Below are 17,401 nucleotides of genomic sequence, written 5' to 3' on the forward strand. Positions count from 1 at the left end.
GCCTTTCGGCCAGCCCTTTTTAACAGGATGTCGCTTAAGCGAATCTTAGTTCAGACGCTCTTTAATACGAGCTGACTTACCAGTACGCTCACGCAGGTAGTACAGTTTAGCTTTACGTACAGCACCACGACGTTTAACAGCAATGCTGTCAACTACCGGAGAGTGAGTCTGGAAGACACGCTCAACGCCTTCGCCGTTGGAAATTTTACGAACAGTGAATGCAGAGTGCAGACCGCGGTTACGAATAGCGATAACCACGCCCTCGAATGCCTGCAGACGTTTTTTGGAACCTTCAACAACCCATACTTTCACTTCCACGGTGTCACCTGGACGGAAGGAAGGTACGTCCTGCTTCATCTGCTCTTGTTCAATTTGTTTAATGATGTTGCTCATAATTTAATCTCTTATCCTGGGTAAACTGATATTCGGGAGCGTATTACGCATTCCCATCATGTTCATGCTGCTGGTGCGCGTGTTCAGTTTTGAACTCGGCCAGCAACTTTGCTTGCTCTTCAGTCAGAGCCAGGTTTTCCAGAAGTTCAGGTCTTCTAAGCCAGGTTCGGCCCAGCGACTGCTTCAAACGCCAGCGACGTATCTCGGCATGGTTTCCAGACAGTAGCGCTGCCGGTACTTCCATCCCTTCTAACACTTCAGGACGAGTATAGTGTGGACAGTCCAGCAATCCATCGGCAAAAGAATCTTCTGTTGCCGAAGCTTCATGGCCCAGTACACCCGGAATGAACCGGGAAACTGAGTCAATCAGCGTCATCGCTGGTAACTCACCACCGCTGAGAACGTAATCGCCGATAGACCATTCTTCGTCAATCTCGGTTTGAATTACGCGCTCATCTATCCCTTCGTAGCGACCACAGACCAGAATCAGCTTTTGATTCGTCGCCAGTTCGCTCACGCCCGCTTGATCAAGCTTGCGTCCCTGAGGTGACAGATAAATCACCTTTGCGCCTTCACCTGCCGCGGCTTTTGCTGTGTGAATGGCGTCCCGTAAAGGTTGCACCATCATTAACATCCCCGGTCCGCCGCCGTAAGGACGTTCGTCCACGGTACGGTGCCGGTCATGAGCAAAGTCACGAGGACTCCAGCTCTGGATGCTCAGCAGGCCATTTTTTACTGCCCGGCCAGTTACCCCGTAATCGGTAATCGCGCGGAACATTTCAGGAAACAGGCTAATTATGCCAATCCACATAGCGCCGTCTTTTACCGTTTATCCGGAGAATTTAAAAACCAGGATCCCAATCTACTTCAATGGTTTGAGTAGTGAGATCGACATTCTTGATAACCTGTCCATCGAGGAACGGAACCAACCGCTCCTTGATGCCAAATGCATCTTTCAGGTTTGCCTTGATGACGAGAACGTCATTTGATCCGGTTTCCATCATATCAATGACTTTACCAAGACCATAACCTTCAGTGGTCACTACCTGGCAGCCAATAAGGTCTTTCCAGTAGTAGCCATCATCCAGCTTCGGCAACTGCGACGAATCAACGACAATTTCACAATTAGTCAGTAGATTCGCGGCATCGCGATCGTCAACGCCTTTCAGCTTGATAACGATATCCTGATTGTGGTGACGCCAGCTTTCCAGCTCGACCTCTTCCCACTTACCGCCTTTCTGGATAAACCAGGGCTGGTAATCAAAAATGCTTTCGGCGTCTTCAGTGGAGGAAAACACTCTGAGCCAACCACGGATACCGTAAGTAGAACCCATTTTCCCCAATACGATCGGTTCAACAGGTACTGGTGCGGTGTGTTGCTTGCTCATCATGACCACCGTGACAGATTAAGCTGCTTTGTTTGCTGCTTTGATCAGCGTAGCAACGCGATCGGAAACAGTAGCGCCCTGGCCAACCCAGTGAGCGATACGATCCAGATCCAGACGAGTTTCTTCTTCTGCGCCAGAGGCCAGTGGGTTGAAGAAACCAACGCGCTCAATGAAGCGACCGTTGCGTGCATTACGGCTGTCAGTAACAACAACCTGGTAGAACGGACGCTTTTTAGCGCCGTGACGTGCTAAACGAATAGTTACCATAACATCCTCTTGTGTGAATAAAACAACCGGGCCCCATCGAGGAACGGAGCCCGGGTGTCATATTAAAAGCCCGAAAATTTTACTGATTTCTGCGGAAAATGCAATCAGCAGTTGCGAAGTCTGCCAGAAAAGGCCGTCGGCGGTGCAGTCAGTTCGGTGCCGGCGTGCGCGCAGCCACCGGAACGTACACGTAGTACGTGAGGATGGCGAGCACACCCCGGTGCCGAAATGGCAAACAAGCCAGGCCGCTTAGCGGCCTGGGAATCCTGGGGGCATCATCCCTTTCATGCCGCGCATCATCTTCGCCATACCGCCTTTCTTCATTTTCTTCATCATGCGCTGCATGTCGTCGAACTGTTTCAGAAGACGGTTAACGTCCTGTACCTGCATCCCACATCCTGCTGCGATACGGCGTTTACGGGAACCTTTGATGATGTCCGGGTTAGCGCGCTCTTTCAGCGTCATCGAGTTGATGATGGCCTCCATACGCACCAGCACTTTGTCATCCATCTGCGCTTTTACGTTGTCAGGGATCTGGCCCATGCCCGGCAGTTTGCCCATCAGGCTCGCCATGCCGCCCATGTTTTTCATCTGACGCAGTTGCTCAAGGAAGTCGGTCAGGTCGAAACCGTCGCCTTTTTTCAGCTTGCTGGCCAGCTTCTCGGCCTGCGCACGGTCTACTTTGCTCTCGATATCTTCGATAAGCGACAGCACATCGCCCATGCCGAGAATACGTGAGGCAATACGGTCTGGGTGGAACGGCTCCAGGGCTTCGGTTTTCTCGCCCACGCCGAGGAACTTAATTGGCTTACCGGTGATATGGCGAATAGAAAGCGCCGCACCACCACGCGCATCACCGTCCACTTTCGTCAGCACCACGCCGGTTAACGGCAGTGCTTCGTTGAAGGCTTTTGCGGTATTCGCCGCATCCTGGCCGGTCATGGCATCGACAACAAACAGAGTTTCTACCGGATTGATAGAAGCATGAACCTGCTTGATTTCGTCCATCATCGCTTCGTCAACGTGCAGACGACCGGCGGTATCCACCAGCAGCACGTCGTAGAATTTGAGCTTCGCTTCTTTCAGCGCAGCGTTCACGATGTCGACAGGTTTCTGGGCAACGTCAGACGGGAAGAAATCCACGCCAACCTGCTCTGCCAGGGTTTCCAGCTGTTTGATTGCCGCAGGGCGGTATACGTCCGCAGAGACAACCAGCACTTTTTTCTTGTGCTTCTCGCGCAGGAATTTACCCAGCTTACCCACGCTTGTGGTTTTACCTGCACCTTGCAGGCCAGCCATCAGCACAACTGCCGGTGGCTGGGCCGCCAGGTTAAGCACCTGGTTCTCTTCGCCCATCGCCGAAACCAGTTCGGTACGAACGATTTTGACGAACTCCTGACCCGGGGTCAGGCTCTTGTTAACTTCGTGACCAACCGCTTTTTCTTTAACGCGGCTGATAAAATCACGCACGACAGGCAACGCAACGTCTGCTTCGAGCAGCGCCATACGCACTTCGCGCAGCGTTTCCTTAATATTTTCTTCGGTGAGGCGTCCGCGGCCGCTGATGTTGCGCAGCGTGCGCGACAAACGATCGGTTAAATTATCAAACATTGTCTCTCGCCTGAGGTAGAAACGTTGGGTCGCATTAGCGACACATACACAGAATTTTGCCGGAGTATAACATGAAGGCGGCTTTGTTGTTATGCAACGGTTGGAGCACGCGTCACGTAACGTTATACTGCTTCTCTTTATTATTAAGACGACTGTCGACGCCTATATGCCTGTTTTCGCACTGATCGCCCTTGTTGCCTACTCTGTCAGCCTCGCGCTGATCATTCCTGGCCTGCTGCAAAAAAACAGCGGCTGGCGGCGTATGGCCATTCTTTCAGCGGTGATCGCGCTCATATGCCACGCTTTTGCGCTGGAATCGCGCATTATTCCCGGCGATGGCAGCGTGCAAAACCTGAGCGTACTTAACGTCGGATCGCTGGTCAGCCTGATGATCTGTACGGTAATGACCATAGTGGCATCCAAAAACCGTGGCTGGCTGCTGCTGCCGATTGTCTATTCCTTTGCGCTGATCAATCTGGCCTTAGCCACCTTTATGCCCAATGAGTTCATTACCCACCTGGAAGCTACGCCGGGAATGCTGGTGCATATTGGTTTGTCGCTGTTCGCGTATGCCACGCTGATTATTGCCGCGCTGTACGCAATGCAGCTGGCCTGGATTGACTACCAGCTGAAAAACAAAAAGCTGGCCTTCAACCATGAAATGCCGCCGCTGATGGTCATCGAACGTAAAATGTTCCACATCACCCAGGTCGGGGTTGTACTGTTGACGCTAACACTCTGTACTGGCCTGTTTTATATGAAAAACCTCTTCAGCGTGGAGAATATCGACAAAGCCGTCCTCTCCATCATTGCGTGGTTTGTCTATATTGTCCTGTTATGGGGCCATTATCATGAAGGCTGGCGCGGTCGCCGCGTAGTCTGGTTCAACGTTGCGGGTGCAGGCATACTCACACTTGCCTATTTCGGTAGCCGCTTCATACAGCAATTTGCTGGCTAAGTAACAAAGGAGTTCCCCCTGGAACACATCTCTACCACCACGCTGATCGTCACGCTGATCATCATGGTGGTCATATCTGCCTATTTCTCGGGCTCGGAAACCGGCATGATGACGCTGAACCGCTATCGGTTGCGTCACCGCGCTAAACAAGGTAACCGCGCCGCACGTCGTGTAGAAAAGCTATTGCGTAAGCCGGACCGCCTGATTAGCCTGGTCCTCATCGGTAACAACCTGGTCAATATCCTCGCCTCAGCACTGGGCACTATCGTCGGGATGCGCCTGTACGGTAACGCCGGTGTGGCGATTGCCACCGGTGTACTGACGTTTGTGGTACTGGTGTTTGCCGAAGTGCTGCCAAAAACCATCGCGGCGCTTTACCCGGAGAAAGTCGCCTACCCGAGCAGCTTCCTGCTGGCCCCTTTACTGATCCTGATGATGCCGCTGGTCTGGCTGCTGAATATGGTGACGCGTATTCTGATGCGCATGGTCGGCATCAAAGCGGACGTCACCATTAGCAGCGCACTCAGCAAAGATGAGCTGCGCACCATCGTGAACGAATCCCGCTCGCAAATTTCCCGCCGCAACCAGGACATGCTTCTGTCGGTGCTGGATCTTGAAAAGGTCAGCGTTGACGACATTATGGTGCCGCGCAACGAAATCGTCGGTATCGATATCAATGACGACTGGAAAGCTATTGTTCGTCAGCTCACGCACTCTCCGCACGGTCGTATCGTGCTGTACCGCGATTCGCTGGACGATGCCATCAGTATGCTGCGTGTACGCGAAGCTTACCGTCTGATGACCGAAAAAAACGAGTTTACCAAAGAGATACTGCTGCGCGCTGCTGACGAGATTTACTATGTGCCAGAAGGCACGCCGCTCAGCACTCAGTTGGTGAAATTCCAGCGCAATAAGAAGAAAGTCGGGCTGGTTGTTGATGAATATGGCGATATTCAGGGGCTGGTGACGGTAGAGGATATTCTCGAAGAGATTGTCGGGGACTTTACCACCTCAATGTCACCCTCGCTGGCAGAGGAAGTTACCCCGCAGAACGACGGCTCAGTGCTAATTGATGGCAGCGCCAACATCCGTGAGATCAATAAAGCCTTTAACTGGCACCTGCCAGAAGACGAAGCCCGCACCATGAACGGAATGATTCTGGAAGCACTGGAAGAAATCCCGGCGGCAGGCACGCGGGTACGCATTGAGCAATACGATATTGATATCCTGGACGTGCAGGACAATATGATTAAGCAGGTGAAAATCCTGCCCGTGAAACCACTGCGCGAAAGTATCGCTGAGTAACGTTGTAGGCCGGGTAAGGCGAAGCCGCCACCCGGCACTACAGGGCGGCAAATTACGCTTTCGCTTTCGCCACCGTCACCATAGCAGCGCGGATGGTACGGCCGTTCAGGGTGTAACCTTTCTGCATCACGCCCAACACTTTACCGGCTTCAACGTCTTCAGATTCCACCATAGCAATTGCCTGGTGAACGTTTGGATCCAGCGGCACGTTGGTATCGGCAATCACTTCAACACCAAACTTACGTACCACATCCAGCATGGATTTCAGCGTCAGCTCGATACCTTCAATCATGGCAGTGTTATCCGGATTAGCTTTATCAGCCACTTCCAGCGCGCGATCCAGGCTATCGATAACCGGCAGCAGTTCGTTGATAAACTTCTCCAGCGCAAACTTATGCGCCTTTTCAACGTCCAGCTCGGTACGACGACGCAGGTTTTCCATTTCCGCTTTGATGCGTAACACACCATCGCGTTCGCGATTCTGTGCTTCTACAACCTGGGCTTCCAGATTCGCAATTTTTTCATCGCGCGGGTCCACCTGCTCAGCAGAAGTTGCTGACTCTACGGCCTCAACTTCATCGTGCTGTTCCGTGATAATTTCTTCCGGGGCTTGCCCCTCAGGCGTTTTCTGTTCTTTACTACTCATGAATTTCTCCGCGTTTTTCTGCATTCATCTCGCTAACTTCGCTTATTATGGGGATCAGTTTCCGGGATTCAAGGGAACAAGACAGATTGTCATCATTCATTAGGCACAAGGACCTCCAGAAAATGAATAATCATTTCAAGTGTATTGGGATCGTCGGGCATCCGCGTCACCCTACCGCATTGACGACACATGAAATGTTGTATCGCTGGCTGTGCGCCAAAGGCTATGACGTGATGGTCGAACAGCAAATTGCGCAGGAGCTACAGCTTAAGAGCGTCAGAACCGGTACGCTGGCGGAAATTGGGCAGCAGGCGGATCTCGCCGTCGTGGTCGGCGGTGACGGCAACATGCTGGGCGCGGCCCGTACCCTGGCGCGCTACGATATCAAAGTTATCGGCATTAACCGTGGCAACCTCGGTTTTCTGACCGATCTCGACCCGGACAATGCCCAGCAACAGCTTGCCGACGTTCTGGAAGGCCACTATATCAGCGAGAAACGCTTTTTGCTTGAAGCGCAGGTGTGCCAGCAGGACTGCCAGAAACGCATCAGCACCGCCATTAACGAAGTGGTTCTCCACCCAGGAAAAGTGGCGCATATGATTGAATTCGAAGTCTATATCGATGAGATCTTTGCGTTCTCTCAGCGTTCTGACGGGCTGATTATCTCCACGCCGACGGGTTCTACCGCCTACTCGCTTTCTGCGGGCGGCCCCATTTTAACGCCGTCGCTGGATGCCATCACACTGGTGCCAATGTTCCCGCATACGCTCTCTGCCCGCCCGCTGGTCATCAACGGCAGCAGCACCATTCGCCTGCGTTTTTCACATCGCCGCAACGACCTGGAGATCAGCTGTGACAGCCAAATCGCGCTGCCTATACAGGAAGGTGAAGACGTGTTAATCCGCCGCTGCGATTACCACCTGAATCTGATCCACCCAAAAGATTACAGCTATTTCAATACATTAAGCTCTAAGCTCGGCTGGTCAAAAAAATTGTTCTGATTTTGCATCCAGCACTTTACTGTATATAAAACCAGTTTATACTGTATGAAAACACAGTTATGGTTTTTCATACAGGAAAACAATTATGCTGGCACAACTGACCATCAGCAACTTCGCCATTGTTCGTGAACTTGAAATCGACTTCCACAGTGGCATGACGGCTATCACCGGGGAAACCGGTGCTGGTAAATCCATTGCCATTGATGCTCTCGGCTTGTGCCTGGGCGGGCGTGCAGAAGGCGACATGGTGCGCGCTGGCGCTAACCGCGCCGATCTCTGCGCCCGCTTTTCATTGAAAGACACCCCCGCCGCTCAGCGCTGGCTGGAAGTGAACCAGCTTGAAGATGGACGTGAGTGTTTACTTCGCCGTGTGATCAGCAGTGATGGCCGCTCACGTGGCTTCATCAATGGCACGGCCGTACCGCTTTCCCAGCTTCGCGAGCTCGGCCAGTTACTGATTCAGATCCACGGCCAGCACGCCCACCAACAGCTTGTTAAGCCCGAGCAGCAAAAAGCCCTGCTCGATGGCTACGCGGGTGAGTATGCACTTACTCAACTGATGGCAGAACACTACCGCCAGTGGCACCAGAGCTGCCGTGAGCTTGCCCAGCACCAGCAGCTGAGCCAGGAGCGCGCCGCGCGCGCCGAGCTGCTTGAATATCAACTGAAAGAGCTGAACGAATTTAATCCGCTGCCAGGGGAATTCGAGCAAATCGACGATGAGTACAAGCGCCTGGCCAACAGCGGCCATTTGCTCTCAACCAGCCAAAACGCCCTGAACCTGCTGGCGGATGGCGAAGACGTTAACCTGCAAAGCCAGCTGTATAACGTACGCCAGTTAGTTACCGAGCTGGCAGGCATGGACAGCAAACTCTCCAGCGTGCTGGATATGCTGGAAGAGGCCGCCATCCAGATTTCAGAGGCGGGGGACGAACTGCGTCACTATTGTGAGCGCCTGGATCTCGACCCTAATCGTCTGTTTGAACTTGAACAACGCATCTCTCGCCAGATTTCGCTGGCGCGTAAACATCATGTGTCACCGGAAGAGCTGCCAAACTTTTATCAGAGCCTGCTGGATGAACAGCAGCAGCTTGACGACCAGGCCGACTCGCAAGAAACCTTAACGCTGGCGGTGAATCTGCACCATCAACAGGCGCTGGCGACGGCAAAACAGCTGCACGACATCCGTCAGCACTATGCGCAGGAATTAAGCCAGCACATCACCGAGAGTATGCACACGTTGGCAATGCCGCACGGTGTGTTCACGATTGATGTTCGCTTTGAAGAAAATTACCTGACAGCTGAAGGCGCGGACCGCATCGAATTCCGCGTGACCACAAACCCAGGTCAGCCTTTACAGGCCATTTCTAAAGTGGCATCGGGTGGTGAGCTGTCCCGTATCGCCCTCTCCATCCAGGTGATTACGGCACGTAAAATGGAAACCCCGGCGCTCATTTTCGATGAAGTGGATGTGGGGATCAGCGGCCCAACGGCGGCCGTGGTGGGCAAACTACTGCGTCAGCTGGGCGAATCCACCCAGGTGATGTGCGTCACCCACCTTCCGCAGGTGGCAGGCTGTGGCCATCACCACTTTATCGTCAGCAAAGAAACTGATGGCGAAATGACCGAAACGCACATGACGCCTTTAGATAAGCGCTCGCGTTTACAGGAGCTGGCGCGCCTGCTGGGGGGAAGTGAAGTGACGCGCAATACCCTCGCTAACGCGAAAGAACTACTGGCTGCCTAAACTTTTTCGGGATCTCAGAGTCATAGAGAACAATAAAAACGCCGCCAGACCGGTTTCAAAGTGGGGCAAGGTCTATTATCATCGGCATATTACATATGAGCCGCGTACTGCTCGGGCCCGAAAAGGAATCAAATCACTATGCGCTGTAAAACGCTGACCGCTGCCGCAGCGGTTCTTCTGATGTTGACCGCAGGCTGTTCCACTCTGGAGAAAGTGGTTTACCGTCCTGACATCAACCAGGGGAACTACCTTACCCCTAACGATGTGTCCAAAATCCGTGTGGGGATGACACAACAGCAGGTCGCTTATGCACTGGGAACCCCGATGATGTCCGATCCATTCGGCACAAACACCTGGTTCTATGTATTCCGTCAGCAGCCTGGCCATGAAGATGTGACCCAGCAGACCCTCACGCTGACCTTCAGCAGCGGCGGTGTGTTGACTAACATCGACAACAAACCTGCGCTGACCAACTAATCTGGCGTCAGAAATGCAAAAAGGTGCTCAATGAGCACCTTTTTTGTTTTCTTTTATCCCCTCGCCCTCTGGGGAGAGGGTTAGGGTGAGGGGAACAAAACTACTTACCCGATTTCTCCGCACGCTGGCGACGCAGCTCTTTCGGATCGGCAATCAGCGGTCGATAAATCTCTACCCTGTCGCCCTCTTTCAGTACATCCCCCAGTTTTACCGGGCGGCTGTAGATACCGACTTTGTTCTTTGCCAGATCGATATCACGGCGAAGCTCAAGCAAGCCCGAGGCACGAATGGCGTCCTCAACCGTTGCATTCTCTTCAAGCGAAACGCGTTGCAGATACTGTTTTTCCGGCAGCGCGTACACCACTTCTACAGCAATCTTATGCGACACTGTAGACCTCTTTGGCGCGAGAGGTGAACGCCTGAACCATGTTTGAAGCCAGCTCTTTAAAGATACGGCCAAACGCCAGTTCTATAAGCTTGTTGGTAAATTCAAAATCGAGATGGAATTCAATGCGGCAAGCGTCAGCGCTCAATGGCGTGAACTTCCAGCCCCCCATCAGGGTTTTAAACGGACCATCAACCAGATGCATCAAAATACTCTGATTATCGGTCAGCGTATTGCGGGTCGTGAACGTCTTACTGATCCCCGCTTTAGAGACATCCACGGCCGCCGTCATCTGCGTCGGGCCTGATTCCAGTACCCGGCTACCGGTACATCCCGGAATAAACTGCGGATAAGACTGAACATCGTTCACTAACTGATACATTTGTTCCACGCTGAAGGGGACAAGCGCAGTACGGCTAATCTGAGGCATAGCATTTTCCATGGTCACACAACGGACAAATAATAACATTTATCACCTGTTAAAAAAACGCTAAGCCTCATCTCGTGCTAATATAGCGCGTTAGACCTCACAGGACGCAATGAGGTGACTTTTTGAAATCAGATTACCGACGGCTTTACGACACCTATGACGAAGAAAAAAGCACATAAACCAGGTTCGGCGACCATTGCACTTAACAAGCGTGCTCGCCATGAGTATTTCATCGAAGAAGAATTCGAAGCAGGTCTTGCATTGCAGGGCTGGGAAGTAAAATCACTGCGCGCTGGCAAAGCCAATATTGGTGATAGCTATGTGATCTTCAAAGACGGCGAAGCCTTTTTATTTGGCGCAAACTTTACGCCGCTGACGGTCGCCTCTTCGCACTACGTGTGCGATCCAACCCGCACCCGTAAGCTGCTGCTGAACAAGCGTGAGCTGGATTCCCTTTTCGGGCGCATCAATCGCGAAGGTTATACCGTGCTGGCCCTGTCTCTGTACTGGAAGAACGCCTGGTGCAAAGTGAAAATCGGCGTCGCGAAAGGTAAGAAGCAGCACGACAAACGTAACGATGCTAAAGATCGCGAATGGCAGGTCGATAAAGCGCGTATCATGAAGCACGCAGGCCGTTAATTTTAGGATACTTATTGAGCGATTCAATAAGTTAGCGTTCCGGGCTGGTATCCAGGAAGTGAAATCTGGTATACTCAGTTCAACACTATTGGGGCTGATTCTGGATTCGACGGGATTTGCGAAACCCAAGGTGCATGCCGAGGGGCGGTTTGCCTCGTAAAAAGCCGCAAAAAAATAGTCGCAAACGACGAAAACTACGCTTTAGCAGCTTAATAACCTGCTAAGAGCCCTCTCTCCCTAGCTTCCGCTCTTAAGACGGGGATCAAGAGAGGTCAAACCCAAAAGAGATCGCGCGGATGCCCTGCCTGGGGTTGAAGTGCTAAAACTAATCAGGCTAGTTCGTTAGTGGCGTGTCTGTCCGCAGCTGGCGTGCGAATGTAAAGACAAACTAAGCATGTAGTACCGAGGATGTAGAAATTTCGGACGCGGGTTCAACTCCCGCCAGCTCCACCAAATATTGATGTACCGAAGTTCAGTAAAGTCTACTAAGCCCGCACAGCACAAGCTCTGCGGGCTTTTTTACGTCCATTGTCGTCTAGTGAGAATTGCTGAGAACCACGAGTTATGGCACCCTAAATGGGACCCAAGACAAAGGGTCCAAAAATCGAGGGTCCCAAAATGGCAAAGATCGCGAAGAAACTCACCGACACTGAAATCAAAAACACCAAGCCAGCAGACAAAGAAATCAACTTGTTTGACGGGGATGGCTTGATTCTACGAATCTCTCCCCTCTCAACAGGTGGGAAAAAGAATTGGTATTTCAGGTATTCAGTGCCAGTGAGCAAGAAAAGAACCAAGATGAGCCTTGGGACCTACCCTCACCTTACCCTGGCAAGAGCAAGAGCCTTACGTGATGAATACCTCTCCTTGCTTGCGAATGGCACGGACCCTCAAGTCCATAACAACGATAAAGCTAATGCATTAAAGAATGCCACAGAACACACATTACAAGCCGTGGCGAGAAAATGGTTGGATGAGAAGGTAAAGACCTCTGGCATCTCACAAGACCATGCAGAAGACATCTGGCGGAGCCTTGAACGAAATATTTTCCCCGGTCTGGGTAATGTGCCAATCAATGAGATCCGTCCCAAGCTCTTAAAACAGCATCTTGATCCAATTGAACAACGGGGAGTACTGGAAACTTTGCGGCGGCTAATTTCCAGGTTGAATGAAATCTTCCGTTGGGCGGCTACAGAAGAGCTGATTGAATTTAACCCCGCAGATAATCTAGGCCAACGTTTCAGTAAGCCTAAAAAACAGAATATGCCTGCCTTACCCCCCTCTGAACTCCCTCGTTTTCTGGCAGCACTGAACAATGCTTCTGTCCGTTTAGAAACAAGACTACTGATTGAATGGCAACTTCTCACATGGGTTCGCCCTGGTGAAGCTGTCCGCGCAAGATGGTCTGATATAGATATGGATAACAGCATGTGGAACATCCCAGCTGAATTTATGAAGATGAAAAAACCTCATAAGGTCCCATTAAGCAAAGAATCTCTTCGGATACTCAAGTCTATGGAATCAATCAGTGGGCACCGCGAGTGGGTATTTCCCAGCATAAAGGCTCCCTTAAATCATATGCATGAACAAACAGCCAATGCAGCAATTATCCGTATGGGCTTGGGAGGTGAACTTGTTGCCCACGGGATGCGATCTATTGCAAGAACGGCAGCGGAAGAGTCAGGTAAGTTCAGGACAGATGCCCTTGAAGCGGCCCTTGCCCACTCAAAAAAAGACGAAATTATCGCTGCATATAATCGTGCGGAATATATTACCGAACGAGTAGCTCTCATGCAGTGGTGGGGAGATTATGTCCTGGCGCAACAGCTTAAAATTTTTGCTGCTTAAAGGGACGAAAGGCTACTAATCAGTAGCCTTTCCAGTATCCCCATACATGGGGCAAATAACAAACTGTACATAGTACAGGATACATATCAGCAAAAACACTTGATGACATACATTATTAATAAATCATTTTTAAATAATGTCAACGTCTGTGATGTGATTTATTTCTATAATTAATGTTAGATCTGGCAATGCCATTATACTTTTAAAAAAAATAAAATCCATACTATTCCCCCCCGTTACTTATAATCAAATGAAAATATAACTCATCGTAATCCTGTCAAATAAAATTTATTTTTCACTTACAAATAATTAGCCTTTAAAAAAATAACTAATACAAATTCAATACACGATAATAATTTCACACCTACATATTTACCATTCACTGTTATAGCCCATTATAATCTTGAGCTGAAGAAATGTATTACCGGGTTTCACTTGCACAATCGAAGATGTATATTAGAAGCACTACCTGCGCTGCAAGAGAAGCCTTTAAAATCAATACAAGCGAAGCATTTAAACAGCCTTTTCATATAACTTCCTTTAAGCTACCGAAGCGATGCATTCGGAGCTTCTCCTGAACTGCAAGAGAAGCTTTAAAATCAATGCAAGCGAAGCTGTATATATTTATATAAGAATATCCGTTACTACAGTTTTTTATTATTATAACTAAAGCAAGGGCTAACTCTGCGAAGCCGCTGCGCTTGCTTCTTCGAGTTCCCCTTGCTTTTCTGCCCTTCGGTTAGAAAAGAAACCAAACCGCTACCAACCTTGAATATCTATATTTTTGAATAGATCCCCCACCTTAGCTACCACTATCAAAAATAAAAAATCATTTTACAAACAACCCCACACACATCATTTTATATTGCGACCATATTAAATTAAAAATTCAACCTTAGATGGAATTTAATGTACAAGGAATGTCTTACTGTAAAGGAGAATTTTTAAATATTAAAAATTATAGCTATGGTTTGTCATAGCCTGTACACCTATTCACCCCATGTATGTGCACTAAGAAAGCTTTTTGAATACTGGAGTTGCCCCTGCTAAAACGGACACAGCTAATTAACTGCTAATATGGCATCATGATATTCGCGTGGCGATTTCATGTTCAACCCCTTGTGTGGATGCAGATTATTATAATCCTCTATTTATTCTGCCATTTTTTCCATCACTGAGACTGCATCCAGCAGATCATTTACGTACACCTAATCCCGCTTGAACGTCTTTACAAACGATTCTGCCATACCGTTACTTTCTGGACTGCGTACTGGTGTAGTACACACGATGCCCCCCAGTGAACTGGCGAATGTAAGCGTGGCATCGGCTGTGCAGCAATTATGCCAACGACACTGGCTCCATTGACGGCAATGATCTGACATATACATTCCCGCTACAAAGCACTTACTCCATGAGTCATTGCACTTGCTGAGCTAAACGAACACACTAAAACCAGATAATAATTAATCGCTGTATAAGCTCGTAACAAGCGGAACTTTAAGGCAAAATAGGGCCATCTTCCCCCTTCACAAAGTTACGCTAATGGCCAGAAAACCTAAAGAAATCAAAACAGACCCGTTAGAGGTCATCCTGTGGAAAGCGGCGGACAAGCTGCGAAAAAACATTGATGCAGCCGAGTACAAGCATGTCGTACTTGGCCTCATTTTCCTAAAGTATATTTCTGATTCTTTTGAATCGCATTACGAACTGCTGAAAGCTGGCGAAGGTGAATTTGCAGGAGCCGATCCGGAAGACAAAGACGAATACACCGCCTATAACGTGTTTTTTGTTCCTGAACTGGCGCGATGGAGTTACCTGATATCTAAGGCCAAGCTACCGGAAATCGGTAAGCTGGTTGATGATGCGATGGAACTTATCGAAGCGGGTAACCCACAGCTAAAAGGTGTGTTGCCGAAAGTCTATGCTCGCCAGAATCTTGATGCCACAGTGCTGGGCGAACTGTTTGATCTGATTGGCAACATTGCACTAGGCGATGCCAAAGCGCGTTCTGCTGACGTTTTAGGCCACGTATTCGAATACTTCCTTGGTGAATTTGCACTGGCAGAAGGCAAACAAGGCGGTCAGTTCTATACGCCAAAATCCATTGTTAGCCTGCTGGTTAACATGCTGGAACCCTACAAAGGCCGTGTCTTTGATCCCTGCTGTGGTTCTGGTGGTATGTTCGTCCAGTCTGAAAAATTTGTTGAAGCTCATCAGGGCAATATTGACGATATTTCGATTTACGGTCAGGAATCAAATCAGACAACCTGGCGTCTGGCAAAAATGAACCTGGCTATTCGGGGCATTAACTCAGAACACGTCCGGTGGAACAGTGAAGGTTCATTCCTTAATGACGCTCATAAAGATTTAAAGTCTGATTTTATCATTGCTAACCCACCGTTTAACGTTTCCGACTGGTCAGGTGAGCAACTACGTGGTGATGCTCGCTGGCAATACGGTATCCCTCCTGCCGGCAATGCTAACTTTGCCTGGATGCAACACTTCCTGTATCACCTGTCGCCAAAAGGTCAGGCTGGCGTTGTACTGGCAAAAGGGGCATTAACCTCTAAAAGTTCAGGCGAAGGTGATATCCGTGCGGCGCTGGTTAAAGATGCCAATGTGATTGACTGTATCGTTAACTTACCTGCAAAACTGTTTCTGAACACCCAGATCCCTGCCGCATTATGGTTTATGCGTCGTGATCGTGGAAACAGCAGCCTGTATCGTGATCGTAGTAAAGAAATTCTGTTTATTGATGCACGTAATCTTGGTCATTTGATCAACCGTCGTACCAAGGTACTTTCCGACGACGATATCAAGACCATTGCCGATACCTATCATAACTGGCGTAACAAAGGTGGCGACTACGAAGATGTGGCTGGTTTCTGTGCATCTGTCGATATCAATGAAGTCGCTAAACTTGATTATGTGCTGACTCCTGGCCGTTATGTTGGCCTTGCTGATGAAGAAGACGATTTCGACTTTAAAGAGCGGTTTACGGCTCTTAAAGCTGAGTTTGAGGCACAACTCGAAGAAGAAGCGCGTCTGAATAAGGTTATCGCTGAAAATCTGGCGAAGGTGGTGTTATGAGTGAGTGGGTGGTTAAAAATTTAGATGAAGTTGTTGAATATTTCATTGATTACAGGGGAAAAACTCCTGATAAAAAAGATTCAGGTATACCACTCATCACGGCCAAAATTGTCAAAGATGGGCGCTTAAACACTGCTACTGAATTTATTTCGGTCGAGGATTATCCACTTTGGATGACCCGCGGCTATCCAGAAGTCAACGATGTTGTTTTAACCACAGAGGCTCCACTGGGTGAAGTTGCATTAATCAAGAATAAAAATGTCGCCCTTGCTCAACGAATTATTACCCTAAGAGGGTATAAAAACATCCTTGATAATAAATTTCTAAAATACTGGTTGCAATCAGAACAAGGCCAGTATGAACTGGAATCACGAGCTTCGGGTACAACCGTTTTCGGGATTAAATCATCGATCCTTAAAAAGATTCCAATATTTCTACCACCTTATAATGAGCAAGTTACTATAAGTTCTATATTGCACTGTATTGATGAAAAAATAGACCTGCTCCATCGCCAGAATAAAACACTGGAATCTATGGCTGAAACCCTATTTAGGCAGTGGTTTATAGAAGAAGCACAAGAAGATTGGAAAACATACAAACTTAGTGATGTTTCTGATATATTTATAGGAAGAACACCTCCAAGAAAAGAAACTCATTGGTTCTCTAAAGATCCTAAAGATATCAAGTGGCTATCAATTAAAGATATGGCTGAATCTGGAATTTACAGAATGAGCACAGCAGAATATTTACCACTAACTACGATTGAAAAATTTAAGATACCCATGATACCAGAAAATACAGTCATTTTAAGTTTCAAAATGACTGTAGGTAGAGTTGGAATCACATCAGAAAGCATGGTTTCGAATGAAGCAATAGCACAATTTAGAATAAAGAAAATCATAACAAAAGAATTTTTGTATTGTTTTTTAAAGGCATTTAATTATGACGCACTTGGAACAACTTCAACAATTGTTACTTCTATCAATTCATCATTGATTAGATCAATGGAGTTTTGCATTCCTAATGATAGCGATCACAGAATTAGTAATTTTACATCCATCACGTCCCCCCTATTCATAAAAACCATGAAAAATCAAGAACAAATACGTTCACTCTCTAATCTCCGCAACACCCTACTTCCCAAGCTAATGAGCGGTGAAGTACAGGTTCAGTATGCAGAAGAGGCAATCGCATCAGTAGCATAAAATAATTATGC

The 17,401-nt window shown here is 48.8% G+C and carries 17 protein-coding genes, 1 other RNA gene and 1 pseudogene; 10 read left to right on the plus strand and 9 right to left on the minus strand.

The window, feature by feature from the left end; genetic code table 11:
* Positions 1 to 45: 45 nt before the first annotated feature.
* From rplS to ffh, 5 genes are all read right to left on the minus strand, one after another.
* Positions 46 to 393: a 50S ribosomal protein L19 gene (gene rplS, locus HV107_RS03670; RefSeq protein WP_006178051.1), complete on the minus strand. Its 348-nt coding sequence runs from the start codon at positions 391 to 393 to the stop codon at positions 46 to 48.
* A gap of 43 nt (positions 394 to 436) precedes the next feature.
* Positions 437 to 1,204 carry a tRNA (guanosine(37)-N1)-methyltransferase TrmD gene (trmD, locus tag HV107_RS03675; protein ID WP_182062117.1) on the minus strand — a complete coding sequence of 256 codons (768 nt, stop codon included), beginning with the start codon at positions 1,202 to 1,204 and terminating at the stop codon, positions 437 to 439.
* 31 nt (positions 1,205 to 1,235) lie between these two features.
* Positions 1,236 to 1,781 carry a ribosome maturation factor RimM gene (rimM, locus tag HV107_RS03680; RefSeq protein ID WP_182062118.1) on the minus strand — a complete coding sequence of 182 codons (546 nt, stop codon included), beginning with the start codon at positions 1,779 to 1,781 and terminating at the stop codon, positions 1,236 to 1,238.
* 18 nt (positions 1,782 to 1,799) lie between these two features.
* The gene (gene rpsP, locus HV107_RS03685) at positions 1,800 to 2,048 is read right to left on the minus strand and encodes a 30S ribosomal protein S16 (RefSeq protein ID WP_022649067.1); all 249 of its coding nucleotides are present in this window, start codon (positions 2,046 to 2,048) and stop codon (positions 1,800 to 1,802) included.
* A gap of 249 nt (positions 2,049 to 2,297) precedes the next feature.
* On the minus strand, positions 2,298 to 3,659 hold the full coding sequence (gene ffh, locus HV107_RS03690) for a signal recognition particle protein (protein ID WP_182062119.1): 1,362 nt from the start codon (positions 3,657 to 3,659) through the stop codon (positions 2,298 to 2,300).
* A gap of 166 nt (positions 3,660 to 3,825) precedes the next feature.
* Here ffh and HV107_RS03695 point away from each other — a divergent pair, with 166 nt between their 5' ends.
* Positions 3,826 to 4,617 (plus strand): inner membrane protein YpjD, encoded by a 792-nt coding sequence (locus tag HV107_RS03695; protein WP_182062120.1) that lies wholly within the window; start codon positions 3,826 to 3,828, stop codon positions 4,615 to 4,617.
* Between the two features lie 18 nt (positions 4,618 to 4,635).
* The gene (locus HV107_RS03700) at positions 4,636 to 5,922 is read left to right on the plus strand and encodes an HlyC/CorC family transporter (RefSeq protein ID WP_182063450.1); all 1,287 of its coding nucleotides are present in this window, start codon (positions 4,636 to 4,638) and stop codon (positions 5,920 to 5,922) included.
* 52 nt (positions 5,923 to 5,974) lie between these two features.
* Here HV107_RS03700 and grpE read toward each other — a convergent pair whose 3' ends face one another.
* A complete protein-coding gene (grpE, locus tag HV107_RS03705; protein ID WP_182062121.1) occupies positions 5,975 to 6,568 on the minus strand; it encodes a nucleotide exchange factor GrpE in 594 nt (197 codons plus the stop codon).
* A 122-nt stretch (positions 6,569 to 6,690) separates the two neighbouring features.
* Here grpE and nadK point away from each other — a divergent pair, with 122 nt between their 5' ends.
* From nadK to bamE, 3 genes are all read left to right on the plus strand, one after another.
* Positions 6,691 to 7,569 (plus strand): NAD(+) kinase, encoded by an 879-nt coding sequence (gene nadK / locus HV107_RS03710; RefSeq protein WP_041162108.1) that lies wholly within the window; start codon positions 6,691 to 6,693, stop codon positions 7,567 to 7,569.
* Between the two features lie 85 nt (positions 7,570 to 7,654).
* Entirely contained in the window at positions 7,655 to 9,316 is a 1,662-nt protein-coding gene (gene recN, locus HV107_RS03715; protein WP_182062122.1) for a DNA repair protein RecN, read from the plus strand.
* Positions 9,317 to 9,454: 138 nt separating this feature from the next.
* The gene (gene bamE / locus HV107_RS03720; RefSeq protein ID WP_182062123.1) at positions 9,455 to 9,793 is read left to right on the plus strand and encodes an outer membrane protein assembly factor BamE; all 339 of its coding nucleotides are present in this window, start codon (positions 9,455 to 9,457) and stop codon (positions 9,791 to 9,793) included.
* Positions 9,794 to 9,893: 100 nt separating this feature from the next.
* On the opposite strand, the gene HV107_RS03725 is transcribed toward bamE, so the two are convergent.
* On the minus strand, positions 9,894 to 10,181 hold the full coding sequence (locus HV107_RS03725) for an RnfH family protein (protein ID WP_182062124.1): 288 nt from the start codon (positions 10,179 to 10,181) through the stop codon (positions 9,894 to 9,896).
* Positions 10,171 to 10,608, minus strand: coding sequence for a type II toxin-antitoxin system RatA family toxin (locus HV107_RS03730; protein WP_041162109.1), 438 nt, complete (start codon positions 10,606 to 10,608; stop codon positions 10,171 to 10,173). The genes HV107_RS03725 and HV107_RS03730 overlap by 11 nt, the downstream gene beginning before the upstream one ends.
* 156 nt (positions 10,609 to 10,764) lie before the next feature.
* Here HV107_RS03730 and smpB point away from each other — a divergent pair, with 156 nt between their 5' ends.
* From smpB to HV107_RS03745, 3 genes are all read left to right on the plus strand, one after another.
* A complete protein-coding gene (smpB, locus tag HV107_RS03735) occupies positions 10,765 to 11,247 on the plus strand; it encodes an SsrA-binding protein SmpB (protein ID WP_014071418.1) in 483 nt (160 codons plus the stop codon).
* 90 nt (positions 11,248 to 11,337) lie between these two features.
* Positions 11,338 to 11,700, plus strand: a transfer-messenger RNA (tmRNA) gene (ssrA, locus tag HV107_RS03740).
* A gap of 165 nt (positions 11,701 to 11,865) precedes the next feature.
* The gene (locus HV107_RS03745) at positions 11,866 to 13,095 is read left to right on the plus strand and encodes an integrase arm-type DNA-binding domain-containing protein (RefSeq protein WP_169737566.1); all 1,230 of its coding nucleotides are present in this window, start codon (positions 11,866 to 11,868) and stop codon (positions 13,093 to 13,095) included.
* Positions 13,096 to 14,156: 1,061 nt separating this feature from the next.
* On the opposite strand, the pseudogene HV107_RS03750 reads toward HV107_RS03745, so the two are convergent.
* Positions 14,157 to 14,435 (minus strand): annotated as a pseudogene (locus tag HV107_RS03750) (integrase core domain-containing protein); the annotation flags it as partial.
* A 202-nt stretch (positions 14,436 to 14,637) separates the two neighbouring features.
* Between HV107_RS03750 and HV107_RS03755 the strand changes: the two are divergent.
* Together HV107_RS03755 and HV107_RS03760 are read left to right on the plus strand one after the other, a co-directional pair.
* Positions 14,638 to 16,185, plus strand: a complete 1,548-nt coding sequence (locus HV107_RS03755) for a class I SAM-dependent DNA methyltransferase (protein ID WP_128321142.1) — start codon at positions 14,638 to 14,640, stop codon at positions 16,183 to 16,185.
* Entirely contained in the window at positions 16,182 to 17,390 is a 1,209-nt protein-coding gene (locus HV107_RS03760; protein WP_103468898.1) for a restriction endonuclease subunit S, read from the plus strand. Before HV107_RS03755 ends, HV107_RS03760 begins: the two co-directional genes overlap by 4 nt.
* Positions 17,391 to 17,401 lie beyond the last annotated feature (11 nt).

The organism is Enterobacter sp. RHBSTW-00175, assembly GCF_013927005.1.
GTDB lineage: Bacteria > Pseudomonadota > Gammaproteobacteria > Enterobacterales > Enterobacteriaceae > Enterobacter.